Annotated in this window: 25 protein-coding genes and 1 riboswitch; of the genes, 9 read left to right on the forward strand and 16 right to left on the reverse strand. The window is 47.2% G+C overall.

Features of this window, described 5'->3' with window-relative positions; all coding sequences use genetic code 11:
- Positions 1-13: 13 nt before the first annotated feature.
- Together ahcY and metK are read right to left on the reverse strand one after the other, a co-directional pair.
- Positions 14-1459, reverse strand: a complete 1446-nt coding sequence (gene ahcY / locus ICN39_RS03005; RefSeq protein ID WP_216232680.1) for an adenosylhomocysteinase — start codon at positions 1457-1459, stop codon at positions 14-16.
- A 61-nt stretch (positions 1460-1520) separates the two neighbouring features.
- Positions 1521-1626: riboswitch (S-adenosyl-L-homocysteine riboswitch) on the reverse strand.
- A 67-nt stretch (positions 1627-1693) separates the two neighbouring features.
- Positions 1694-2860, reverse strand: coding sequence for a methionine adenosyltransferase (gene metK, locus ICN39_RS03010; protein ID WP_215362362.1), 1167 nt, complete (start codon positions 2858-2860; stop codon positions 1694-1696).
- A 263-nt stretch (positions 2861-3123) separates the two neighbouring features.
- Here metK and ICN39_RS03015 point away from each other — a divergent pair, with 263 nt between their 5' ends.
- Genes ICN39_RS03015 through dapF form a run of 3 tightly spaced genes read left to right on the forward strand, consistent with a single transcriptional unit; the run spans position 3124 to position 5761 of the window.
- Positions 3124-3924 (forward strand): lipid A biosynthesis acyltransferase, encoded by an 801-nt coding sequence (locus tag ICN39_RS03015; protein WP_370623666.1) that lies wholly within the window; start codon positions 3124-3126, stop codon positions 3922-3924.
- Between the two features lie 23 nt (positions 3925-3947).
- A complete protein-coding gene (locus ICN39_RS03020) occupies positions 3948-4847 on the forward strand; it encodes a lipid A biosynthesis acyltransferase (protein ID WP_216232623.1) in 900 nt (299 codons plus the stop codon).
- A 59-nt stretch (positions 4848-4906) separates the two neighbouring features.
- Entirely contained in the window at positions 4907-5761 is an 855-nt protein-coding gene (dapF, locus tag ICN39_RS03025; protein ID WP_216232681.1) for a diaminopimelate epimerase, read from the forward strand.
- Positions 5762-5773: 12 nt separating this feature from the next.
- Here the strand turns inward: dapF and pyrE are convergent, their stop codons facing one another.
- A complete protein-coding gene (pyrE, locus tag ICN39_RS03030) occupies positions 5774-6442 on the reverse strand; it encodes an orotate phosphoribosyltransferase (RefSeq protein ID WP_216232624.1) in 669 nt (222 codons plus the stop codon).
- 8 nt (positions 6443-6450) lie between these two features.
- Here pyrE and ICN39_RS03035 point away from each other — a divergent pair, with 8 nt between their 5' ends.
- Entirely contained in the window at positions 6451-7233 is a 783-nt protein-coding gene (locus ICN39_RS03035; protein ID WP_216232625.1) for an exodeoxyribonuclease III, read from the forward strand.
- Between the two features lie 30 nt (positions 7234-7263).
- Here the strand turns inward: ICN39_RS03035 and ICN39_RS03040 are convergent, their stop codons facing one another.
- The 12 genes from ICN39_RS03040 to gatC form a co-directional block, all read right to left on the reverse strand.
- On the reverse strand, positions 7264-8583 hold the full coding sequence (locus ICN39_RS03040) for an MFS transporter (protein WP_370623663.1): 1320 nt from the start codon (positions 8581-8583) through the stop codon (positions 7264-7266).
- Positions 8584-8598: 15 nt separating this feature from the next.
- A complete protein-coding gene (metW, locus tag ICN39_RS03045; protein ID WP_216232626.1) occupies positions 8599-9192 on the reverse strand; it encodes a methionine biosynthesis protein MetW in 594 nt (197 codons plus the stop codon).
- Positions 9189-10328 (reverse strand): homoserine O-acetyltransferase, encoded by a 1140-nt coding sequence (locus tag ICN39_RS03050; RefSeq protein WP_216232627.1) that lies wholly within the window; start codon positions 10326-10328, stop codon positions 9189-9191. Before ICN39_RS03050 ends, metW begins: the two co-directional genes overlap by 4 nt.
- Complete coding sequence (gene slmA, locus ICN39_RS03055) at positions 10325-10975, reverse strand: nucleoid occlusion factor SlmA (RefSeq protein ID WP_216232628.1); 651 nt, start codon at positions 10973-10975, stop codon at positions 10325-10327. Before slmA ends, ICN39_RS03050 begins: the two co-directional genes overlap by 4 nt.
- 10 nt (positions 10976-10985) lie before the next feature.
- Complete coding sequence (argB, locus tag ICN39_RS03060; protein ID WP_072582606.1) at positions 10986-11888, reverse strand: acetylglutamate kinase; 903 nt, start codon at positions 11886-11888, stop codon at positions 10986-10988.
- 14 nt (positions 11889-11902) lie between these two features.
- Positions 11903-12280, reverse strand: a complete 378-nt coding sequence (gene dksA, locus ICN39_RS03065; protein ID WP_050747259.1) for an RNA polymerase-binding protein DksA — start codon at positions 12278-12280, stop codon at positions 11903-11905.
- A gap of 222 nt (positions 12281-12502) precedes the next feature.
- The gene (locus ICN39_RS03070; RefSeq protein WP_216232629.1) at positions 12503-13579 is read right to left on the reverse strand and encodes a GTP-binding protein; all 1077 of its coding nucleotides are present in this window, start codon (positions 13577-13579) and stop codon (positions 12503-12505) included.
- 69 nt (positions 13580-13648) lie between these two features.
- Positions 13649-14650 (reverse strand): tyrosine recombinase XerC, encoded by a 1002-nt coding sequence (locus ICN39_RS03075; RefSeq protein ID WP_216232630.1) that lies wholly within the window; start codon positions 14648-14650, stop codon positions 13649-13651.
- Positions 14631-15305 (reverse strand): DUF484 family protein, encoded by a 675-nt coding sequence (locus tag ICN39_RS03080; RefSeq protein WP_216232631.1) that lies wholly within the window; start codon positions 15303-15305, stop codon positions 14631-14633. Before ICN39_RS03080 ends, ICN39_RS03075 begins: the two co-directional genes overlap by 20 nt.
- Positions 15306-15316: 11 nt before the next feature.
- Positions 15317-16786 (reverse strand): Asp-tRNA(Asn)/Glu-tRNA(Gln) amidotransferase subunit GatB, encoded by a 1470-nt coding sequence (gene gatB / locus ICN39_RS03085; RefSeq protein ID WP_216232683.1) that lies wholly within the window; start codon positions 16784-16786, stop codon positions 15317-15319.
- Positions 16786-18303, reverse strand: a complete 1518-nt coding sequence (gene gatA / locus ICN39_RS03090; RefSeq protein ID WP_216232632.1) for an Asp-tRNA(Asn)/Glu-tRNA(Gln) amidotransferase subunit GatA — start codon at positions 18301-18303, stop codon at positions 16786-16788. Before gatA ends, gatB begins: the two co-directional genes overlap by 1 nt.
- Positions 18300-18593, reverse strand: a complete 294-nt coding sequence (gene gatC / locus ICN39_RS03095) for an Asp-tRNA(Asn)/Glu-tRNA(Gln) amidotransferase subunit GatC (protein ID WP_216232633.1) — start codon at positions 18591-18593, stop codon at positions 18300-18302. The genes gatA and gatC overlap by 4 nt, the downstream gene beginning before the upstream one ends.
- A 59-nt stretch (positions 18594-18652) precedes the next feature.
- On the opposite strand from gatC, the gene ICN39_RS03100 reads away from it, so the two are divergent.
- From ICN39_RS03100 to rodA, 5 genes are read left to right on the forward strand one after another with little or no spacing between them, the layout of a single operon-like run.
- Positions 18653-19696, forward strand: coding sequence for a rod shape-determining protein (locus ICN39_RS03100; protein ID WP_068319852.1), 1044 nt, complete (start codon positions 18653-18655; stop codon positions 19694-19696).
- 24 nt (positions 19697-19720) lie between these two features.
- Positions 19721-20656, forward strand: coding sequence for a rod shape-determining protein MreC (gene mreC / locus ICN39_RS03105; protein ID WP_216232634.1), 936 nt, complete (start codon positions 19721-19723; stop codon positions 20654-20656).
- Positions 20653-21177 (forward strand): rod shape-determining protein MreD, encoded by a 525-nt coding sequence (mreD, locus tag ICN39_RS03110; RefSeq protein ID WP_216232635.1) that lies wholly within the window; start codon positions 20653-20655, stop codon positions 21175-21177. Before mreC ends, mreD begins: the two co-directional genes overlap by 4 nt.
- An 8-nt stretch (positions 21178-21185) precedes the next feature.
- Positions 21186-23093: a penicillin-binding protein 2 gene (gene mrdA, locus ICN39_RS03115; RefSeq protein WP_216232636.1), complete on the forward strand. Its 1908-nt coding sequence runs from the start codon at positions 21186-21188 to the stop codon at positions 23091-23093.
- Complete coding sequence (gene rodA, locus ICN39_RS03120; RefSeq protein WP_216232637.1) at positions 23075-24226, forward strand: rod shape-determining protein RodA; 1152 nt, start codon at positions 23075-23077, stop codon at positions 24224-24226. Before mrdA ends, rodA begins: the two co-directional genes overlap by 19 nt.
- Positions 24227-24315: 89 nt before the next feature.
- Here the strand turns inward: rodA and ICN39_RS03125 are convergent, their stop codons facing one another.
- Complete coding sequence (locus tag ICN39_RS03125; RefSeq protein ID WP_011903860.1) at positions 24316-24636, reverse strand: HU family DNA-binding protein; 321 nt, start codon at positions 24634-24636, stop codon at positions 24316-24318.
- Between the last annotated feature and the right edge of the window lies 1 nt (position 24637).

The following is a 24637-nucleotide window of genomic DNA, read 5'->3' on the forward strand; positions in this document are numbered from 1 at the left end:
AACAGTGATTGGATTAATAACGATAGTGGTCAGCCTTGTATGGGCCTTCCTTCGTTACGCCAATGTAAGAAGCTTGCTGATCTGACAACACAGTTAACTCTGCATTCAGAGTCTTGAGCTGTAAACGTGCAACCTTCTCATCCAAATGCTTAGGCAAGGTGTAAACGCCGACTGGGTATTTATCTGTACCTACTGCATTCCATAATTCAATCTGGGCAATCACTTGGTTTGCAAATGAAGAGCTCATGACGTATGAAGGATGTCCTGTACCGCAACCGAGATTCACCAAGCGGCCTTTAGCCAAAATGATGATGCGCTTTTCAGGCTTACCATTGGCGGCCGGGAAAATCACATGGTCAACTTGTGGCTTAATTTCTTCCCACTTGTATTTCTCAATGCCAGCAACATCAATCTCATTATCAAAGTGGCCGATGTTACAAACGATGGCTTGATTCTTCATCTTAGCCATGTGGTCATGAGTAATCACATGGTAGTTTCCTGTTGCAGAAACAAAGATATCTGCTTTATCAGCAGCGTAATCCATCGTTACAACACGGTAGCCTTCCATTGCAGCTTGCAATGCACAGATTGGATCTACCTCAGTCACCCAAACCTGAGCTGATAAGGCACGCAATGCTTGAGCTGACCCCTTACCCACATCGCCATAACCACAAACTACTGCAACCTTACCGGCCACCATCACGTCAGTAGCACGCTTAATTGCATCAACCAAGGACTCGCGGCAACCATAGAGGTTATCGAACTTGCTCTTAGTAACAGAGTCGTTTACGTTGATTGCAGGAAACTTCAAGTCGCCCTTAGCAAACATTTGATACAGGCGATGTACGCCAGTAGTCGTTTCTTCTGTAACCCCCTTAACTTTTTCTAAGCGTGTTGAATACCAAGTTGGATCTTGCGCCAATTTTTTCTTAATGGCAGCAAACAAAATAGTTTCTTCTTCGCTAGTTGGGTGATTCAAGCAAGCTTGATCTTTTTCAGCACGTGCACCGAGGTGCAACAACAGTGTTGCGTCGCCACCGTCATCCAAAATCATATTGGTATAGCCGCCATCAGCCCACTCAAAAATGCGGTGGGTAAAGTCCCAATACTGCTCAAGCGTTTCGCCTTTAATCGCAAACACTGGTGTGCCGTTAGCAGCAATCGCTGCAGCAGCGTGGTCTTGTGTGGAGAAAATATTGCAAGAAGCCCATTGCACTTCAGCACCAAGCGCCTCAAGGGTCTCAATCAATACTGCTGTTTGAATAGTCATGTGCAATGAGCCAGTAATGCGTGCGCCACGCAATGGCTGTTGTGCAGCAAATTCATCACGAATGGCGATCAAGCCAGGCATTTCAGTTTCAGCAATAGCGATTTCTTTACGACCAAAGTCAGCCAAAGAGATGTCAGCAATTGCGCAACGAGTTGCTACAAAGTTATTTAAATCAGAAACGGTATTCATTAATGCTCCAGCTAAATACGATCCAATGCTGGAGTAGAAACTCGCTAGCCATTGAATCATGGGTTAGCGAGCGCGGTTGCAATTAGCAAACTCCGTTTAGGAGTCCACTCCCTTCAAGCCTGGGGAAGTGCTGGGTCTCAGCATTCCTTGCAACGCTCCTTGAAGGTATGCCGTAATTGTAAACAATTACGGCATATTTCGCCTCAATACATCTACAAACTGCGTATTTCCTACTTACAGGCCCGCTGCCGCACGCAATGCAGCCGCTTTGTCTGTTTGCTCCCAAGTAAATTCTGGCTCTTCACGACCAAAGTGGCCATATGCAGCAGTCTTACGATAAATTGGGCGCAAGAGGTTCAACATCTTCACAATCCCTTTTGGACGCAAGTCAAAATGCTCAGAAACCAATTGAGCAATCTTCTCATCCGAAATCTTGCCAGTACCGAAAGTGCTCACCATCACTGAAGTTGGCTTCGCAACACCAATCGCGTAAGAGATCTGAATCAGGCACTTGCTTGCCAAGCCAGCAGCAACCACGTTCTTCGCAACATATCGGCCAGCGTATGCAGCAGAGCGGTCAACCTTAGATGGATCTTTACCAGAGAACGCGCCACCGCCGTGAGGGGCTGCACCACCGTAGGTATCCACAATAATTTTTCGACCAGTTAAACCGCAATCACCCTGAGGACCGCCAATTACGAAGCGACCTGTTGGGTTTACCAAGAAATTAATGGCGCCCTTGATCAAATGCTTAGGCAATACTGGTTTGATGATTTCTTCGATCACTGCTTCACGCAATTTTTCGAGAGAAATTTCTTCATCATGTTGAGTAGACAACACAACAGTATCAATAGAATCAGGCTTGCCATCGACATAACGCAAGGTCACTTGTGACTTCGCATCAGGACGCAACCAGTTCAAACGACCATCGCGACGTAATTGTGATTGACGCTCAACCAAGCGGTGCGACAAGTGAATTGGCAAAGGCATGAGCTCTGCAGTTTCATCACAAGCGTAACCAAACATGAGGCCTTGGTCGCCAGCGCCTTGATCTAAGCCATCATCATGAGCCTTATCAACGCCTTGAGCGATATCGGGACTTTGCTTGTCATAAGCAACCAATACCGCACAACCTTTGTAATCGATACCGTAATCAGTGTTGTCGTAACCAATTTCACGCAAGGTATTGCGTGCAACTTGGATGTAGTCAACGTTAGCGTTAGTAGTAATTTCACCAGCCAAAACTACTAAACCGGTGTTACACAAAGTTTCTGCAGCAACGCGTGCTGTTGGATCTTGAGCCAAGATGGCATCGAGAATCGAATCAGAGATTTGGTCTGCTACTTTATCGGGGTGACCTTCAGAAACGGATTCTGAGGTAAAGAAGTAATCGTTTGCCATTGCATATTCCTTTAATAATTAACACGATCATTGGGACAACTCGACGTGCCAGGAAATACAACGGCGACGCTTTAGCAGAATTTATGAATCGCCCTGCAAGTTGCCTTAACTCAGCGATGAAGGGATTCTATCCGAAAAACGCCTAATTCAGCAAGACATCCTGAAATCCACACACGTAGAGCGGCATTGAATATCATTAGGGGGTGCGAAAACTCCTTCTCAAGCTCTGCCTTAATACAATTGCCGTACTTCCCCTTGCCCTAGTGCAAGTAATTGGGGCTTGTTTAGGTATGCTGGCTTATGTTGGGTCCAAACAATATCGTGCGCTCTTCAGACCCCAATACGAAGCTGTCGTTAATGCACGGGAGCTCTCTTTCAGACTTTGGAGCGCTGTAAGAGCCTCTGGAATGCTGTTTTCAGACAGCCTGTGGATTTGGCGTAACCCTGCAAAAGCACTGAAGTTAGTTGAAGTACAAAACTGGGATGTAGTTGATGCGGCAATCGGCGAAGGGCACGGCTTAGTGATGTTGACCCCTCACATCGGTGGTTTTGAGATTATTCCACGCGTACTCGCACAGCACTTTCCAGCAACGATTCTTTACCGACCTTCGCGCCAAGAATGGCTCAATGAAGTAGTAGAAGAGGGTCGCGCCTATCCAAATATGCATTTCGTGCCGACTAACCTTAATGGTGTACGCCAAATGACTAGAGCCCTCACCCGCGGCGAAGCGATTGGCATTCTTCCAGATCAAGTGCCCAGTGGTGGCGAAGGCGTTTGGGTCCCATTCTTTGGGCGCCCTGCATACACAACACCATTGCCGGCGCGTCTTGCTAATCGCAATAACACGCCGGTAGTCATGTTTACTGCCAAGCGCAAAGGCATCGGCCAAGGATGGCTCATGCAAGCGACTCGTCTTGCGCCTTTATCTGCAGATGCTAATGTTGCCGCCGTAGAACTCAATGTTGCCATTGAAAATGCAGTTCTGGTTGCGCCAGAGCAATTTATTTGGTCATACAACCGCTATAAGCATCCCGCCGGTGCAGAATTGCCACCAAGCAATTAAATAAATTCGTTATCATTTTTGAAATGGCCTGGTTACAAAACCTTTTCAATTTCTTGGCGCTCAGTCTATTGCGCCTCTTTGCTTTTCTGCCTTATACGATTACAGTCCATGCGGGCTATGGCCTAGGTTGGCTTGCTGCCCATATTCCAAACGGTCGCACCAATGTAGTGAAGACCAATTTACGTTTGTGTTTTCCCAATCTCAGTGAAAAAGAACTTGATGATCTGGCGATTGAGCACTGGAAATTATTTGGGCGCAGCGTATTGGAGAGAAGTCGCATCTGGCTTGGTAGCGGCAAACAAATTACTGACATCGTCACCATCGAATCAGCGATCACCTTAGGAGATCGCAAGCCACGCCTACTGATTAATCCACACTTTGTTGGGCTTGAGGGCGGCTTTATGGCGCTGTCAGTGCTGGCCAATCAACATGACTGGCCACGTGGCGCAGGGCTTTATCAAAATATGAAGAATCCTTTCTTCAATCAAAAAATGATTGAGTGGAGGAATCGCTTTGGCGGTAAGTCCATCGAAAGACAAAGCCGACTGCGTGATCTCATAAGAGAAATTCAAACAGGCAACTTTATTTTTATTGCCCCCGATATTGACTTGGGCCCACGCGACTCCGTCTTTGTGCCCTTCTTTGGCATACAGACCAACACCATTACCTCTGTCTCTCGCCTGGCCAAACTCAGCGGGGCTGAAGTATGTTTGATGACGACCACCTTGAACAAAGACCGTAAAGGCTATACCTGCCATATCAGCGAGCCATTACCGAGCTTTCCCAGCAATGATGTCGAAAAAGATACCGCTCGCTTAAATCAATATATCGAGGAACTTGTTCGAGAAAGACCAGCAGAGTACTATTGGGTTCATAAGCGTTTTAAACACAGGCCCGAAGGCGAACCCAGCCTTTACGATTAAACGGAAACATTTTGAGTATCAACACCAACAATCCAGTACGCAAGCTACGCTTCACCAAAATGCATGGTGCTGGCAATGATTTCATTGTGCTCAACGGCATCGATCAAGACTTGAGTGGCATTACCAAGGCTCAATGGCAAACCTTAGCCCATCGTCAATTTGGTATTGGTGCAGATCAAATTCTCCTGGTTGAAAAAGCCACGCGCCCAGATGCTGATTTTCGCTATCGGATTTTTAATTCGGATGGAGGGGAAGTTGAGCAATGCGGTAATGGCTCACGCTGCTTTGTGCGCTTTGTATTGGATCAAGGTCTATCCAATAAAAATCCTTTACGAGTAGAGGTGGCTCACACCGTTCTCACTCTTAAGTCTCATGCCGATGGTCAGGTAGAAGTGGATATGGGCGCGCCTATTTTCGACCATAGTCATATTCCATTTAATGCGACTGGTTTGGCGAGCGTTCAAGAATTTCAAGAAACGCTGTACGCGCTCCCCTTAAATCATCCTGCGACACATGACAGCTTGGTCGGCGTTCTCTCGATGGGCAATCCACATGCCGTGCAAGTAGTTGGCGATGTTGATAGTGCGCCGGTATTAGAAGAAGGTCCAGAAATTGAAAAGTTTGCGGCGTTTCCTAAAAAAGTAAACGTGGGTTACCTACAGGCGATCAATCGCAATGAAATCAAATTACGCGTCTTCGAACGAGGTGCCGGCGAAACCTTGGCCTGTGGTACTGGCGCTTGTGCTGCCGTGGTTTCAGGCATTCGCAGGGGTCTACTAGATTCGCCAGTTAAAGTGCACACCCGCGGTGGAGATTTGCAGATTGCTTGGGGCGGAATGATTGATGGCGTAGTCCAGCCCGTCATCATGACTGGTCCAGCCGTTACCGTCTTCGAGGGCGAAACAACAATCTAAGGGCTGCTGCCCTTAGATTCCATATTTATCGCGATAAGCTTTAACTGCAGGCAAATAATTTGTTAGCTGGGTATCGCTTGATGCTGTCAAGAATGACATCAAGCCAGCCAAGTTCGCAATCGCAATTACCGGCAAACCAAATTCTTGCTCGACAGCCTGCACTGCGGATTTATCCCCAATCTCGGTTGCAGTACCCGATCGCTCCATGCGATCTAATGCAATTAATACTGCGGCAGGTTCTGCACCAGCTTTACGAATAAGATCAACAGACTCTCTTACTGACGTTCCCGCTGAAATCACATCATCAATGATGACAACCTTACCCTTTACTGGCGCACCAACTAGCATGCCGCCTTCGCCATGATCTTTTGCTTCTTTGCGGTTGTAAGCATAAGGAACGTTAATGCCATCATCCGCCAGCGCAATGGCTGTAGCAGCCGCCAAGGTAATCCCCTTGTAAGCGGGGCCATATAGCATGTCGAATTGAATCTTGGATTCTTGCAAAGCTTTAGCATAGTAACGGCCTAAGGCACTCAAACGTGCTCCGTCATTAAATTCACCGGCATTAAAAAAATAAGGCGAGAGTCTTCCCGCTTTAGTTTTAAACTCCCCGAAGGACAAAACCTTTGCCCCCAAGGCAAAACGAATAAAGTTATCTTGATTTGAATTATTTGAGCTCATAGGCCTACATGTTACGCATCATTTCCGCGAACCTCAACGGTATCCGTTCCGCAGTCAAAAAAGGCTTTCTGCCATGGGCTGTAAAGCAAAAGGCTGACTTCATCTGCATGCAAGAGCTCAAGGCTCAGCGCGATGATCTAGAGGGCGCCATCCTTAATCCTGATGGCATGCATGGTTTTTTCCATCATGCCGAGAAAAAGGGCTACAGCGGTTGCGGTATTTATACGCCCCATAAACCAGATGAGGTCTTGTACGGCTATGGCAATGAAGAGTTTGATGCAGAGGGGCGCTATGTAGAGGCACGCTTTAAAGGGCTTTCTGTTATTTCGGTCTATATGCCCTCAGGCTCAAGCTCTCCAGAGCGACAAGAGGCTAAATACCGCTATCTCGACAGCTTTCTGCCACATCTCATTTCTCTAAAAAAATCGGGTCGTGAAATCGTCTTATGCGGCGATGTCAATATTGCCCATCAAGAAATTGACCTGAAGAATTGGAAAGGCAATCTCAAAAATTCTGGCTTCCTACCGGAAGAGCGTGCATGGCTCACCAATCTCTTTGACAAAGTAGGCTACGTGGACGTCTATCGGCAGCTTGAACCAGAGGCCACTGAGACTTGCTACACCTGGTGGAGCAATCGCGGTCAAGCTTATGCAAAGAATGTTGGCTGGCGTATTGACTATCACATCACCACTCCTGGCATTGCTACTACAGCTAAGAAAACTGCCGTGTACAAAGAAGAGAAATTTTCAGACCACGCACCACTTACAGTGGATTACGACTGGAAGATTTAATAAGTAGCGAGGGGAACTTCCACCCCCCCCTTACTCCCCTTCTTTTTTGATCTGAACGATCTTGAAATGCATCGTTGCCCAAATGAGAAGTAGGACTGGCGCGCCAATGATGGCAGTTCCGTAGAAGAATGCTGGATATCCGAAGTTGTCGACAAACACCCCCGAGAAGCCCGCTAACCATTTAGGCAAGAGTAGCATCATCGAGCTAAACAAAGCGTACTGAGTGGCTGAGTAACGGATATTGGTAAGTGAGGACAAGAAAGCAATAAAGGCCGCACTTGCAATACCAGAACTGAGGTTGTCTGCGGAGATCACCCAGATCAAGCCATGCAAATCGTGGCCTTGAGTTGCTAACCAGGCAAACAATAAATTACTCACCGCTGAGAGAACTGCGCCCACGAAGAGAATTCTCAAAACGCCAAAACGCAATGTGAGTACGCCACCGACAAAGGCGCCAACCAAAGTCATCACAACCCCAAACACTTTGCTTACAGCGGCAACCTCATCCTTGGTGTAGCCCATATCAACATAAAACGGATTCGCCATGATGCCCATCACTACATCACTAATACGATAGATGGCAATTAAAGACAAAATCAAAATGGCATGCCAGCGATAACGCGTAATAAACTCTGCAAATGGCTCAACCAAGGTTTGATATAGCCAAGCTTTAGAAGTGCGCACTTTAGCCAATTCGTATCTTGCTGGCTCTTTACTTAAAAGAGTAGTAATTACGCCCACACCAATAGAGGCCGCCATACAGAGATAGGCAAATTGCCATGCAGTTGCGTCATAGCCACTGCCGGTTTCAGCCCGGGCGGCAAGCCAGAGCACGCCAGCGCCAGCCCAGATCAAGGCAAGCCGATATCCAGTTTGATAGGTAGCCGCTAAAGCCGCCTGGTGATCACTATTGGCCGACTCAATACGAAAAGCATCTAATGCGATATCTTGGGTAGCAGAGCCAAAAGCCACCAATAGCGCACACCAAACAATAGAGTTAAGTGCAAGTTTAGGGTCTAAAGTCGACATGCTAACAAGACCCAGAATGATGAGCGCTTGCGCAAAGAGCAGCCAGCTACGACGACGACCAAATAATTTAGTGAGGAGAGGGATTTGCAGGCGGTCTACGAGAGGCGCCCAAACCCATTTAAAAGCGTAGATCAAACCAACCCAGGTTAAATAGCCAATGGTGCTGCGATCAATTCCAGCTTCACGCAACCAAAAACTCAGCGTTCCCAAAATGAGCAATAAAGGCAGGCCTGCAGAGAAGCCCAAGAAAAGCATGCGTAAACAAGGCCACTCAAGATAAACCCGAAAGTCTTTTAACCAAGATTGAACTGCAGCTAACACCTTTGAATCTTTATTCTATGCACGACGAATGCGGAATAAAGCGAGGCTGCCAAATAGATTTGGCATCAAGGTAACCTGACGACCTTCATGCAAGATGCATTGATCAAGAACCTTCAGACCAAGGCTTGAGGCCAACTTCTCAAAGTCAGCAACAGTGAGCACGCGCACGTTAGGCGTGTTGTACCACTGATAAGGCAAGCTCTTAGATATTGGCATACGGCCTAGACCCACAGCCAATCGATGAGACCAATGACCGAAGTTTGGAAAGGAGATCACTGACTCTTTACCGACACGAACTACTTCACGCAAAATCTTTTCAGTTTGATGAATGGTTTGCAGAGTTTGCGACAGCACAACCGTGTCAAAACTACTGTCCTCAAAGAGCGCTAAGCCGCCCTCTAAATCTTGCTGAATAACGTTTAAGCCTTTTTGTACGCAAGAGAGTACGCGTGAATCATCAATCTCAACGCCATAAGCGTGCACCGGTTTTTGTTTCTGCAAAAACTCCAAGAAACTACCATCGCCACAACCGAGGTCGAGCACTTGAGTGTTTGGTGCAATCCAATTGGCTATGGCAGCAAAATCGGCACGCTTATTGAAATTGCTCATGCTTTAACCTCGCGCATTTGCTTAAAGTAAGCCCTTACAAGATTGTGATAACGCTCATCATCTAATAAGAATGCGTCGTGCCCATGTGGCGCATCGATCTCCGCATAGGTCACTTCACTCTTATTGCTCAGCAAAGATTGCACAATCTCACGGCTGCGATCAGGCGGGAAGCGCCAGTCGGTTGAAAAGCTCACAACCAAAAACTTGGCCTGCACTTCCGCTAAAGCGCGATTCAGACTGCCATCGTAACGACGCGCAGGATCAAAATAATCCAGTGCGCGTGTAATCAGCAAATAGGTATTGGCATCAAAGTAGGTTGAAAACTTATCACCCTGATGACGCAAATAACTTTCAACCTCAAACTCAACATCAAAGCTAAAACGGTAGTCATTGGACTCGCCATTGGGGCGCTGCAATTCTCGTCCAAATTTTTCTGCCATGTCATCATCAGACAAATAGGTAATATGGCCAACCATGCGCGCCAAACGTAAGCCGCGTTTTGGCACAACACCATGCTCATAGTAATTGCCCCCATGAAAATCAGGATCCGACAGAATGGCATTGCGCGCAACTTCATTAAAAGCAATGTTTTGTGCGCTCAGCCTTGGGGTGGATGCCACCACAACGCAATGGTCTATCCGCTTGGGAAACTGAATGGCCCAAGCCATAGCCTGCATGCCGCCCAAGCTTCCGCCCATCACAGCAGCAAACTTCCGAATACCTAATTTGTCTGCCAAGCGGGCCTGAGTATTTACCCAATCCTCAACTGTAATGACTGGAAAATCAGCGCCATATGGCTTGCCATTTTCTGGATTAATGCTCATAGGCCCAGTAGAGCCAAAACAAGAGCCTAAATTATTAACGCCTATGACAAAAAAGTGATTGGTATCTACCGGCTTACCGGGGCCAATCATGTTGTCCCACCAACCGATATCTTTTGGATCTTCTGGACTTGGGCCAGCTACGTGATGAGATGCATTGAGTGCATGGCAAACAAGAACAGCATTACTTTTATCTGCATTGAGTTTGCCGTAAGTTTCAATAACTAAATCGTAGCCAGACAAGATGGCGCCACTCTGCAAAGGCAGGGGCTCGGCAAAATGAATAGTGTTTCTAGAGAGGTGTAGCTCGCTCATTCTGACAGGAGAAGGCGCAGACTAACATCAGAGGCTTCAGTTGGCAGCTTCTTAAATCCGCTACGGGCAAAGCGATGCCAACGACCCAAAACAAAACTCATCAACATGGCCGCACGAATGCTGACCTCTTCTTGACCCAGCTGCGCCCAATTACCGCCTTGGGTTTGGGCAATACGCAGTGCTTGCTTAAGAGATGCTTCGACGCGATCAAGCACTTGAGTAATGCGCTCTTGAAGACGATCATCTTCCTGAAATAAAGCATCGCCCAATAAAACGCGAGTCATGCCAGGATTCTTTTCAGCAAAGAATAAAAGCATTTGCAAAATGCCGCGCGCTTGAGCAAGACCAGATTCTTCTTTTTGATTAATTTGATTAATCAATCCAAAAACAGTTTGCTCAATAAAAGAAATTAGGCCTTCGAACATCTGCGCTTTACTGGCGAAGTGTCGATATAGGGCCGCTTCTGAAACCTCAATCTTGGCTGCTAATGCTGCGGTAGTAACGCGCTCACCCTTTGGGTTTTGCAACATCTCAGCAAGCACTTGCAAAATCTGTAAACGGCGCTCACCTGGGCGAGGGCGCTTACGAACCTTACCTGCATCAGCGTTGCTGTCGTTGATGTTTGCTGACTCTAAGGGCTCGCTCATAGTTATCTACCTACCTAGAGCGGATCATTGTGCCGAACGCTTGCTCGGTCAGAATTTCTAGCAATAAAGAATGTTCAATGCGGCCATCAATGATATGCACTGAATTCACACCGCTCTTAGCGGCATCTAATGCAGAAGAAATCTTTGGCAACATACCACCAGAAATAGTGCCATCGGCAAACAGCGCATCAATTTCTCGCGCAGTTAAATCTGTCAGCAACTTACCGTCTTTATCCATTACGCCCGGGATATTAGTCATCATGACCAACTTCTCTGCATGCAGGATTTCAGCCATCTTGCCAGCCACTAAGTCAGCATTAATGTTGTAAGCCTGACCTTCTGCACTAAAGCCGATAGGAGAAATCACCGGAATAAACGCGTCATCTTGCAGAGCTTTAACAACAGCAGGGTTAATTGCCTCAATTTCACCAACAAAGCCGATATCTATTTTTTTACCTGGCTCTGTATCGCTCGGGATCATCATTTTTTTAGCATGAATCAATCCACCGTCTTTACCAGTCAAGCCAACAGCCTGCCCGCCAAAGTGGTTAATCAACATCACAATGTCCTGCTGCACCTCGCCGCCTAGAACCCATTCCACCACTTCCATGGTTTCTTCATCGGTTACGCGCATGCCTTGAATAAAAGTACCCGTCTTGCCAATCTTCTTTAAGGCCTCATCAATTTGTGGGCCTCCGCCGTGAACCACCACTGGGTTCATGCCGACGAGTTTTAACAAGATAACATCGCGCGCAAAACTTTCTTTGAGGCGCTCTTCCACCATGGCATTTCCGCCGTACTTAATCACAATGGTCTTGCCGTGATACGCGCGGATATAAGGCAAAGCCTCAGCAAGAATCTCTGCCTTTAATAAAGGAGAGATATCACTAATAGTTGGTAAATGCTTAGTCATCGCTACTTAAAAATTTATTCGCCAAATAATTTTTGACGGAGTTCACGACGCTCTTGAGCTTCAAGAGATAAATTGGCTGTAGGCCTTGCAATTAAACGGTTCAAGCCGATTGGCTCACCAGTTTCTTCGCACCATCCATAGTCGCCGGATTCAATACGCGCCAATGCTTGTTCTACTTTTTTGAGTAGCTTGCGCTCACGATCACGTGTGCGCAATTCCAATGCATGCTCCTCTTCGATCGTTGCACGATCGGCAGGATCAGGAACCAAAATATTTTCACGCAGATGTTCTGTTGTTTCGGACGCATTCTTCAAAATGTCGTCTTTAAGAGTGAGCAGTTTTTGACGGAAAAAATCTAACTGCGCAGCATTCATGTAGTCCTTATCGGACATCTTGAGCAATTCCGCCTCAGTTAATGGAGCACCTTTTACAACTTTAGTGCTCGCAACTTTACTGTTAGCTTTTGCAGCAGTCGCTGGTTTTGTTGCTGTTTTTACCGTCATCTCGTTCTTTCCTCGTTTGAAGCATTATTGCCTCATTCTGCCAAACTTTTACGGCCCTTTTATTAATATTCATCAATATCGGCCGTGGCGGCGGATTGTACCCGAATCTTGCTAGGCCAAACAGCCCTCAAGCCCAGCCAATAGGGTGTCCTTGGGCAAATCGATGCCTATGAAGACCATCCGGGTTTGCTTGGGTTCTGTACCCCATGGACCGGCTAAATCGCTGCCCATCATCTGGTGAACGCCCTGGAACACCACTTTTCGGCTACTTCCCTTCACATAGAGCACGCCTTTATAGCGCAACATCTTCTCGCCAAAGACCTCCAAAATGCCCCCAAGGAAGTCTTCCAGCTTTTTGTGATTAAAGGGTTTATCACTACGAAAAACAAAGGATTGGATACGATCGGTATGGCCAGCATGGCCGTGGTGCTGGTGCTGGTGCTGGTGGTCGTGACTATGATCGTGGCCACAGGTACTGTGATCATGGTCATGTCCGTGGTCGTGCCCACAATTCTCATGGTCATGATCATCCTGCTCCAAGAAATGAGGGTCAATATCCAGCTTGGCGTTGAGATTGAATCCCTTGAGGTCCAAGACGGCATTCAAGGGCACCACGCCCTTAGAAATCCCCGCAATAGGCGCTCTTGGGTTCATATGCATGAGGCGATTACGCAAGGCATCTACTTCAGCAGGGGTAACCAAATCGGTCTTAGTAATAAAGATTTGGTCGGCAAAGCCAACCTGTCGCTGAGCTTCTTCGTGCTCACTGAGTTGTTGCTGACCATGCTTGGCATCCACTAGGGTCACCACAGCGTCTAAAACATAATGGTCGGCCACATCATCATCCATAAAGAATGTCTGGGCAACGGGACCAGGATTGGCAACACCCGTGGTTTCAATGACAACGCGATCAAAACTAATCTTCTTGTCTTTGCGTTGCTCCCAAAGTTCATTTAGCGCCTCTACAAGATCGCCGCGAATGGTGCAGCAAATGCAACCATTACTCATCTGCACAATGTTCTCTTGGTTGTCTTGAACCAAGATGTCGTTATCAATATTCTCTTCGCCGAATTCATTCTCGATCACGGCAATCTTTTTGCCGTGATCCTCGGTCAGGATATGTTTAAGCAAAGTGGTTTTGCCGCTTCCCAAGAAGCCTGTCAAAATCGTTACCGGAATTAATGCCATGGATGATCCAATCAAAATCTAAAAGCCAACAATTCCCAAAGCGGGAAACCTTCTATCTTACCGAGTTCCTCAGCCTTTGCCAGCCTTTGCGCGCGGATGCGCTTTATCGTATGCCTGAGCGAGGTGCTGAAAATCTAAAGACGTATAAATCTGGGTGCTAGCGATGCTGGCATGCCCCAACATCTCCTGGACAGCACGCAAATCTTGCGAGGATTGCAGTACATGGCTCGCAAAACTATGGCGCATCATATGGGGGTGCACATGGGTGGGCAAGCCGGCGCGCATAGCCAAAGTCCTTAATCTCGCTTGCACGGTACGCGGCGACAAGCGCTTGCCTGTTGCCGACAAAAACAAGGCGATGGATTCTTCTGAATAATTTCCGGCATCGCGCAGCTCTCGCCACACAGCAAGTGATTTCATTGCAGGCGCGCCAACAGGCACTGAACGTCGTTTGCCACCCTTGCCTAACACCGTTACTTCTGCAGCATCCCAGTCCAACCAGCCAGCAGATTCATGCTGACGGTCTTTGCTTTGCATTACATCAATTCCCAAGAGCTCTGAAAGACGTAAGCCTGAGGAATACAACAAATCAATAATGGCAGCATCGCGGATGGATTCCAAATCCTTTTTTTCTTCAGCCTCTTTGACTGCCTGATTAACTAGAGAGAGGGCCTGCTCGACTGATAGCGCTTTAGGTAGCGACTTCAAGCGTTTTGGCGCCTTCACATCATCAACTGGATTGGCAACCAAGTTGCTCGTTACCTTGCCAGCACGTGCATCACGCCTGGCATCTTTTTCAGTAAGCCAGTCATACCAGCCGCGCCATGCAGAAAGCGCTCTCGCAATGCTTCTTGAGGATTTACCTTTGGAGTGCAAGCGGCCAGCCCAACGACGCACGTGGCCGTTGCTAACTTTTAATAATTCAATGGAATCTTCTAAGGAAAAATTTTGGAGATCGCTCAGATCCATTCCGTACGCTTTAAGCGTATGCGGCGAGAGTTGACGCAACACATGTAGCTCATGCAAATACTCCTGCATGAGGGGATGTAGTTCAGTCGACTTTAATTTCATAAGCCTGGATACGATCCAAAGCTGCTGCAGTTAATTCAGCAATCTGGCGCAAATAGAAAGCACCCATATCTGCCGTAAAGCGGGATTCATCCTTACTGGCCAATAGCAATGCCGCAGGCGATTGAGTGGCGCCAACACTCTTGCCCAAAGGAAGGCCAATGGCCACCAGGCTTTGCCATTCGGGATCAATCGTTGTCTGGGTTGCTAATAAATCTACGCTAGCTGCTGCCAACTCCTTGGCAGAGCCGCATAGAGGTGCATCAACCCAAGGGCCAAATGCAGAATTAGGTGAAAGCAGTTGCGCTGACTCCACTTCAAATACCTCTGCCAAACCCGAGGTAATTGCGGCTTCCACATCACCCCTATTGTTAGCCCTCATTAAACGCAATAACCAAGCAACCAAACTTTGTTGGGTTTTATCGTTACGACTACCAAAGTGCAACATCTCGCTTAAGCGACGATTGAGTTCTTGGTTTTGTGTGCGCAATACCGTCATTTGACGCTCTTGCAAAGAGATCGCACGATCCTCATGTGGATGCTTAATCCGAATCTCATTAAAGAGATCAGCGTAACGCTCAAAGAAGCCTGGGGTTACACGTAACCACTCAGCAACTAACTCTTCTTGCTCGGCTTGCTTTGGATCAATTGCACTCATGTATTTCTTTCTTAACTTAGTTTTTTACGTAAGAGCTCATTAACCTGACCGGGATTTGCTTTGCCTTGAGAGGCTTTCATGATCTGGCCAACGAGAGCGTTAAATGCCTTCTCTTTACCCGAGCGGAACTCTTCAACCGATTTCTGATTAGCCGCCAACACCTGATCAATGATGGCCTCAATTGCACCGCTATCACTAATTTGCTTCAAGCCTTTGACATCAATCACTTGATCAACCGTACTGATGGCTTTACCTGCAACAGCCTCTTCCCAAAGAATAGCGAAGATATCTTTAGCAATCTTATTGGAGATAGTGCCATCTGCCACACGCGTCAGTAATGGCGCTAAATGCTCCGCTTTTAATGGCGCATCAGCTGCAACAATGCCTGCACGATTTAAGGACGAGGCAAATTCACCAGCAATTAAATTGGCGGCTGCTTTTGCTAATGGCTTACCTACAAGAGCCAATAGCTCTTCAAATACTTTTGCAGTGTCACGGTCCTGCGTAAGTAGTTGCGCATCATATGCACTTAAACCAAATTCGCTTTGCCACTGCTCGCGCAATTGAGCAGGCAATGCCGGCATCTTGCTGCGCACATCCGCAATCCAAGCATCGTCGATCACTACTGGCAGCAAATCAGGATCCGGAAAATAGCGATAGTCGTTAGCATCTTCTTTGCTACGCATGCTGCGCGTTTCGCCACGATCAGGATCGTATAAACGGGTTTCTTGAACAACTGTACCGCCATCCTCAATCAACTCAATTTGACGACGCACTTCGTATTGAATGGCCTCTTCCAAAAAACGGAAGGAGTTCAAGTTTTTAATTTCGCAACGGGTGCCAAACTCGACTTGACCGATGGGGCGAACCGATACGTTCGCATCACAACGGAAAGAGCCTTCTTGCATATTGCCGTCACAAACTCCGAGCCACACCACCAAGCCATGCAAAGCCTTGGCATAGGCAACGGCCTCAGCGGCGCTGCGCATGACTGGCTCGGTCACGATCTCGAGGAGTGGTGTGCCGGCGCGGTTCAGATCAATACCGCTAGAGGGCTCGCCATGAGGGCCTGTAAAGCCTTCTTCATGGACTGATTTACCAGCATCCTCTTCCATGTGAGCGCGAGTGAGTTCAACTACCTTTATTTCATCACCCACCAAGATCTCTAGATGCCCGCCGACAACCACCGGAATCTCCATCTGGCTGATTTGATAACCCTTAGGCAGATCGGGGTAGAAATAGTTTTTGCGCGAAAAGATACTCGCCGGCGAAATCTTCGCATTTACGGCCAAACCAAAACGAATAGCATGTTCAACAGCCTGGCGATTAAGCACTGGCAAAACACCAGGCAGCGCTAAATCAACTGCGCATGCTTGAGTGTTTGGGGCTGCGCCAAAGCGGGTGCTTGCACCGCTAAAAATTTTGGATTGTGTTTGTAACTGCGCGTGGGTCTCTAGACCAATAACGACTTCCCATTGCATCATGCCACCTCACTTGCTGGACGCAAATGCCAATCAGTGGCTTGCTGATATTGATGAGCCACTTGCAACAAGCGTGCTTCAGAAAAATAATTACCGATGAGTTGCATACCAATGGGTAGATTAATTCCATTAAACCCACATGGGACACTCATCGCCGGCAAACCCGCTAAGTTTGTAGAAAGCGTATAGATATCCTCTAGATACATTTGCACTGGATCTTTTGATTTTTCGCCCAAACGCCAAGCAACATCAGGGGCAACAGGCCCCAGAATGACATCGCATTGATTAAATGCCGCTTGAAAATCTGCCGCAATAATGCGACGAATTTTTTGTGCCTGAAGATAGTAAGCATCGTAGTAACCATGACAAAGAACGTAAGTTCCAATCATGATGCGGCGCTTTACTTCTGCACCAAAACCTTCGGTACGTGACTTGGCATACATATCATTGAGATCACGATACTCATTGGCGCGATATCCATAACGCACGCCATCAAAGCGACTCAAATTACTTGACGCTTCCGCTGGTGCCAAAACGTAATACACCGGAATAGAAAGTTTGGTTTTTGGCAAACTCACTTCAATCAATGTAGCGCCTAAATTTTCTAAAAGCTTGGCTGCCTCATTAACGGATTTAGCAACATCGCTCGCTAAACCTTCAGCAAAGAATTCTTTTGGCAAACCAACACGTAAACCTTCCAATGGTTTTGAGGAGTTGGCACTGCCCTCTTTCCAATGTTGATTGAGGTAACGACCGTAATCCTCTCCAGAATCGGCTAAAGAAGTCGAGTCACGCGGATCGTGTGAAGACATTGCAGAAAGCAACAAAGCGCAGTCTTCTGCAGTCTTACCCATTGGGCCAGCCTGATCAAGCGAAGAGGCATAGGCAATCATGCCGTAGCGTGAAACGCGCCCATAACTAGGCTTAATGCCGGTTAATCCACAAAATGCTGCTGGCTGGCGAATTGAGCCACCCGTATCTGTGCCAGTTGCAATCGGAGCCAAGCCCGCTGCTACAGCTGCAGCAGAGCCACCGGACGAGCCTCCCGCTACGTGAGCAGCATTCCAAGGGTTTAATACCGGCCCAAAGGCAGAGTTTTCATTGGAGGAGCCCATCGCAAACTCGTCCATATTGGTTTTGCCCAGGCAAACCATGCCAGCACCATGGGGGTTGCTTTCATTGGGAATTCCCAAATTAGCCACCACCGTGGCATCAAAAGGACTCTGATACCCAGCCAAGATTTTGGAGGCAGCTGTCGACTTCCAACCACGCGTTACAAAGACATCTTTGTGCGCAACGGGGATGCCCGTTAACTTTCCAGCATTGCCAGAGGAAATCAGTTGATCTGCCTTATTTGCTTGCTCTAAACTTAAGTGAGCATTCACATCAAGATAGGCATTCCACTGTTTTCCGGCCTCAATACGGTCTAAGAAGTACTGGGTTAGCTCTGTACTGGATACCTCTTTTGCAGCAAGTGCTTTTGCCATTAAGGCGATAGGGGTGTTGTGCCAACTCATTCGATCACCCTTGGCACTAAGAAATAGCCCTCATGCTGAGCAGGGGCTGTTTGCATGTTTTCGGCCCGATGGTCTGACTCGGTAACTTGATCAACGCGCATGGGTTGGGCCAAATCCCGCAAAAAGAGGATTGGGTGTGCCAAAGGCTCAAGACCACTTGTATCAACGGCCTGCATTTCCTCAACCAAGGAAAAAATGGCCTGCAATTGAGGCAAAACTGCCTCGGCTTCTGCCTGATTTAACTCAAGCCTAGATAGGTGCGCAATGCGCTGGACATCATCAAGTTTCATGGGACGAGAGTATCATTCCTATATATTTTCATTAACACTTTCTATTTTCCCACTACATCATGTTCGGTTTTTTCCGCAGCTACTTTTCCAATGACCTAGCCATCGACCTAGGAACCGCCAACACCTTAATTTATATGCGTGAGCGGGGTATTGTCCTCGATGAACCTTCTGTTGTGGCAATTCGCCAAGAAGGTGGTCCAAACGGCAAAAAGACCATTTTGGCCGTCGGGAAAGAGGCAAAGGCGATGTTGGGTCGCGTTCCAGGGAATATTGAGGCCATTCGCCCAATGAAAGATGGCGTGATTGCCGACTTCACCATTACCGAACAAATGCTCAAGCAATTTATCAAGCTTGTGCATGAAAGCAAATTACTAAAGCCTAGCCCACGCATCATCATTTGCGTTCCTTGTGGTTCTACCCAAGTTGAACGTCGCGCGATTCGCGAATCTGCGTTGGGTGCTGGCGCATCGCAAGTATTCCTCATTGAAGAACCAATGGCAGCTGCAATTGGTTCTGGCCTCCCGGTTTCAGAAGCTGCTGGTTCGATGGTTGTTGATATCGGTGGCGGTACAACTGAGGTTGGTGTGATGTCATTAGGCGGCATGGTTTACAAAGGTTCTGTTCGTGTTGGTGGTGATAAGTTTGATGAAGCCATTACTAATTACATTCGTCGTAACTACGGCATGTTGATTGGCGAGCAAACTGCTGAGCTGATTAAGAAAACAATTGGTTCCGCTTTCCCTGGCGCTGAAGTGCGCGAGATGGAAGTTAAGGGTCGCAATCTTTCTGAAGGTATTCCTCGTAGCTTCACCGTTACAAGTAACGAAATTTTGGAAGCATTGACTGATCCATTGAATCAAATCGTGACTGCTGTAAAAGCAGCTCTTGAGCAGATTCCACCTGAGTTAGCATCCGATATTGCTGAACGCGGCATGATGCTTACTGGCGGCGGAGCTTTATTGCGCGACCTCGATCGTCTCTTGCTAGAAGAAACTGGTTTGCCAATTCATGTGGCAGAAGATCCATTAACTTGCGTGGCTCGTGGTTGCGGTATCGCACTAGAGCGCATGGATAAGTTAGGCGGAGTGTTCTCGCACGAGTAAGCGACATACACGTCGACCAGGGAATTGCAACATAGCGCTCCACCACTTTTCAGACAGGGCATTCCGGCCTTACTTAAACTGATTGTCTGTCTGTCGATCAGCATCGCACTGATGCTGATCGATTTTCGTTTCAAAGCACTCGACCCCATTCGTAATAACGTCAATTGGATTTTGCGTCCACTTGAATACGTCATGATGGCGCCGCGTAATGCCTTCGAAGCAACATCAGAATATTTCACTACTCGATCAACTCTTGATCAAGAAAACCAAGTGATGAAAGTGCGTCAAGCAGAGCTTTCATTGCTGGCTAATCAGTCGGAATTTCTGATGGTGGAAAACCAAAACCTGCGCGAACTCATGACTTTGCAAAAACAGGTTCCGTTCAAAACATTGCCAGTAGAAATTTTATTTAACCCGCCCAATCCAATTTCACAGCGCATCGTGATCAATCGCGGCAGTAATGACGGCCTAAAGCTTGGCAACCCGATTGCCAATGATTCCGGGATTTTGGGCCAAGTGGTCCGTCTCTATGAGCGCTCTGCTGAGGTTTCCCTACTGGAGGACCGTGATTTTGCGGTTCCAGTCCAAGTGGCTCGCAACGGCCTTCGTGCAGCTGTATTTGGCGCAGGGCGTGGCAATCCACTAGAACTTCGCTATTTACCGGTAGCCAGCGATTTGGAAGTCGGAGATATTTTGCTGACATCGGGCATTGATGGTGTTTATCCCCCAGGATTCGCAGTGGCAGTGATTAGCAAAATCGAGCGCAATGTCGATAAAAACTCTTCCAACGTATTTTGCGTTCCCGTTGCAGCAGTAAATCGCTACCGTCAAGCGCTTGCACTTTTATATGATCCGCAGCTCGACGCCAAGGCAGCGACTGTGAATAACAAATCCGCTTCTGGTGCACCACCAACCAATACGCCTGGCAGACGCCAAACTCGCACGCGAGGAATGCAATGATCGATTTCCAGAGCGGCTATATTCTGCGCCCGGTAAACCCGGTCTTCATTTATTTCAGCCTATTTTGTGCGCTGCTGTTAAACCTATTGCCCATTGGTAATTACGGTTGGGTGCCAGACTGGTTAATCCTATGCATTGTGTTTTGGAACATTCACCAGCATCGTTATGTCAGCGTCATCACCGCCTTCATTTTGGGCTTGATGATGGATGTACATAATTCCGATTTATTGGGATTGCATGCCTTTAGTTACTCTCTAGTGGCCTACCTCGCCATCTCATGGCATAGGCGCATTGTGGCTCTCACCGTTTTGTCGCAGGCCCTGCACCTGCTTCCTATTTTCTTATTAGTATCGCTATTTCCCGTGTTGGCCCATTGGCTACTCAGCGGTGAGCTCTATTGGTGGGCGCTAACAGGTGCGATCCAGGCTTTAATTGAGGCAATACTTTGGCCACTAGCCACCCGCATCTTGCTTGCGCCGCAACGTCGCCCTATAGATGTTGATCACAATCGACCTCTCTAAGAAGCGGCATGGTTTCTTTTAAAAAACCGGATCTCGACTCTTTTCAAGAGCGCATTCATATTGCGACTCTATTTGTCACGTTTTGCTTTTTACTGCTCATCACTCGTCTTGTATGGCTTCAACTAGTGAGCCACGGAAAATACGCTCTGCTAGCTGAAAGTAATCGCATTGCCTTGGTTCCAGCCCCGGCAAATCGCGGACTCATCATTGATCGTAATGGCATCGTCATTGGCCGAAATTATTCTGCCCTCACGCTAGATGTGAATGCTGAAGAAGTCAAAGGGAATGTAGATCAGCTCATCAACGATCTTTCTGAAATCGTTGCTATTTCGCCTCGGGATCGTCGAAATTTCAAGCGCTCCCTAGAGGATTCCCGCAATATGGGCACTTTTCCCCTGCGCTCCATGCTCAATGAGACCGAAACTGCCCGTTTTATGGCCAATCGCTACCGCTTTCCTGGGGTAGAAATCCGGGCTAGGAGCTTTCGGGAGTACCCATATAACGAATTAGCCTCACATTTGATTGGCTATATTGGCCGGGTTTCGCAGCGCGACAAAGAGCGGATGCAGACTGAAATTGAGGGCGCTAAAGCGGATGATCCTGATGCGTTGCAAGCCTCTTTTTTACCCGGCATTCAGTACGTTGGCAAGATTGGTTTAGAGCAAAGCTATGAAACTGTCTTACGCGGTGTACCTGGCTACGATCAAGTAGAAATTACTGCGGGTGGCAAACCAGTACGCACACTTTCTAGCGCTCCATCAGTTCCCGGAAAAAACGTTGTTCTATCAGTTGATATCAAGCTGCAGTATTTAGTTGAACAACTGTATGGAAATTTCCGAGGAGCATTTGTTGCGATTGAACCAGAGACAGGTGACGTATTGGCTTTTGTCTCTAAGCCCAACTTCAATCCAAATGATTTTGTTGAGGGTATTGATTCGGTGACCTGGAAAGAGCTGAATGACTCCCCACAGAAGCCGCTCTATAACCGCCCACTGAAAGGCATCTATCCACCCGGATCAACTTACAAGCCTTTCATGGCATTGGCAGCTTTAGAAAATAAAAAGCGCACGCCATCACAAACGATTTCGGATCCTGGCTACTTTGACTTTGGCAATCACACTTTCCGCGATGACAAAAAGGGTGGGCATGGAATTGTCGACATGCAAAAGTCGATTGTTGAATCTTGTGACACGTATTACTACATGCTGGCGCGTGATATGGGTGTAAACATGATCGCGGATTTCATGAAGCCTTTGGGCTTTGGTCAAATTACGGGTATCGATTTACAAGGCGAAGCAAGAGGCGTTCTGCCATCCACAGAGTGGAAGAAAAATACCTTCAAAAAACCTGAGCAGCAAAAATGGTACGAAGGTGAAACTATTTCTTTAGGCATTGGCCAGGGCTATAACGCTTTCACTATTTTGCAATTAGCTCACGCAATGGCAAACGTTGCCAATAACGGCATTGTGATGAAGCCCCACCTAGTCAAAGCCATTGAAGATCCATTTACTCGCAACCGAGTGCTGACAACTCCAAAAGAAAGTTATCGCATCGATCTCAATGCTGAGAATATTGAGGTGATTAAGAAGGCAATGGTCGAGGTAAACAATTCCGGAACATCTGCTGCAGCGTTTAAAGGAACTGGATATCAAGTGGGTGGAAAGACCGGGACCGCACAGGTCTTTAGTTTGAACTCCAAAGAATATAAACATGGCGCAACAGCAGAATTTTTGCGTGACCATGCTTTATATATTGCTTTTGCTCCAGCGGAGAAACCAACTATTGTGATTGCGATGGTTGTAGAGAACGCAGGCTTCGGCGCACAGTATGCCGCTCCGATCGCACGGAAAGCACTGGACTACTACATAGAGGGCAAGTGGCCCAAGGAGGTTCCTGAATGGAAAAGAGCCCCTTAATTAAAGTTAAAGGATTTTTCTCCGGTATCTTTTCTGGGCTAGACCGCCAGCTAGGCCTTATTCTGCTTGGCTTAGCGGCCGTTGGCTTTTTTACTTTTTTATCTGCAAGTCAAAATACTCCTGTACAAATTGCAGATGAGTTGCGCAATCTTGCGCTCTCATTTTTAGTAATGTGGATCGTCTCACGCATTCCACCAAAGTGGTTGGAGATGGGCGCAGTGTGGATTTATGGATTTGGTATTGCCCTTTTAATTGCAGTCGCTGCATTTGGACTAATTAAAAAAGGGGCTCGTCGCTGGCTCAATATTGGAGTTGTTATTCAGCCATCTGAGATCATGAAGATTGCAATGCCACTCATGCTTGCTTGGTACTTTCAAAAGCGGGAAGGCATTCAAAAATCTTGGGACTATGGTGTTGCTGCGGTGATTTTGGCCATACCGGTTTTTTTAATAGCACGCCAACCAGACCTGGGAACTGCGCTCCTTGTTTTTGCAGCAGGACTATACGTCATCATCTTGGCAGGCCTGCCGTGGAAATGGATACTGCCATTTGTAGGTTTGGGTGTTATTGGCATTTTGTTAATTATTATTTTTGGCGGCACTATTTGTGCGCACGATGTAGTGTGGCCATTTGTACACGACTATCAAAAGCATCGTATATGTACCCTACTAGACCCAACCAGTGACCCACTTGGCAAAGGCTTTCATACCATTCAATCTATGATTGCAATTGGCTCCGGCGGATTCTTTGGTAAAGGCTGGTTTCAAGGAACGCAAGCCCACCTAGAATTTATTCCAGAAAAGCATACTGACTTTGTCTTTGCAGTGTTCTCTGAGGAATTTGGTTTATTAGGCAACCTGATATTGATTGCTTTGTTCTTCGCACTCATTAAAAGAGGTTTAGCAATCTCAGCGAGCGGGCCCAACTTATTTACACGCTTGTTAGGTGCCTCAGTGACTTTAATTTTCTTTACCTATGCATTTGTCAACATTGGCATGGTGAGTGGTCTCTTGCCGGTAGTTGGTGTGCCGCTTCCATTTATCAGTTATGGTGGCACTGCATTGGTAACGCTTGGATTTGGCGCGGGAATATTAATGAGCATCCATCGTCACCGTCGATTAGTGCAAAGTTAACTCGGCGCGGTGATGCGTTTGATTGATTGAGATTCTTGCAGAAATAAAAAAGCCCGGCATGCCGGGCTTTTTTATCAACAAAGGAAGAATTACTTCTTACGCTTGTTAACTGAATCTTTAAATGCCTTACCAGCAGAAAACTTAACAGTTTTTGCAGCAGCAATTTTGAGTGGCTCGCCAGTTTTTGGGTTACGACCCATACGTGCAGCACGTTTGCCTGAAGCAAAAGTACCAAAGCCGATCAGTTGTACTGAATCACCTTTAGTAACAGCCTTGATGATTGTGTCGATTGCAGAATTCAATGCGAATTCAGCTTTGGCTTTAGAAATCTCCGCGTCGTCAGCAATCGCTGCGATTAGTTCGGCTTTATTCAAGTGAAGCTCCTTATAGATATTGATGTCAGCGCACATT

The sequence above is a fragment of the Polynucleobacter sp. AP-Reno-20A-A9 genome, from assembly GCF_018882085.1.
Classification (GTDB): Bacteria; Pseudomonadota; Gammaproteobacteria; order Burkholderiales; family Burkholderiaceae; genus Polynucleobacter.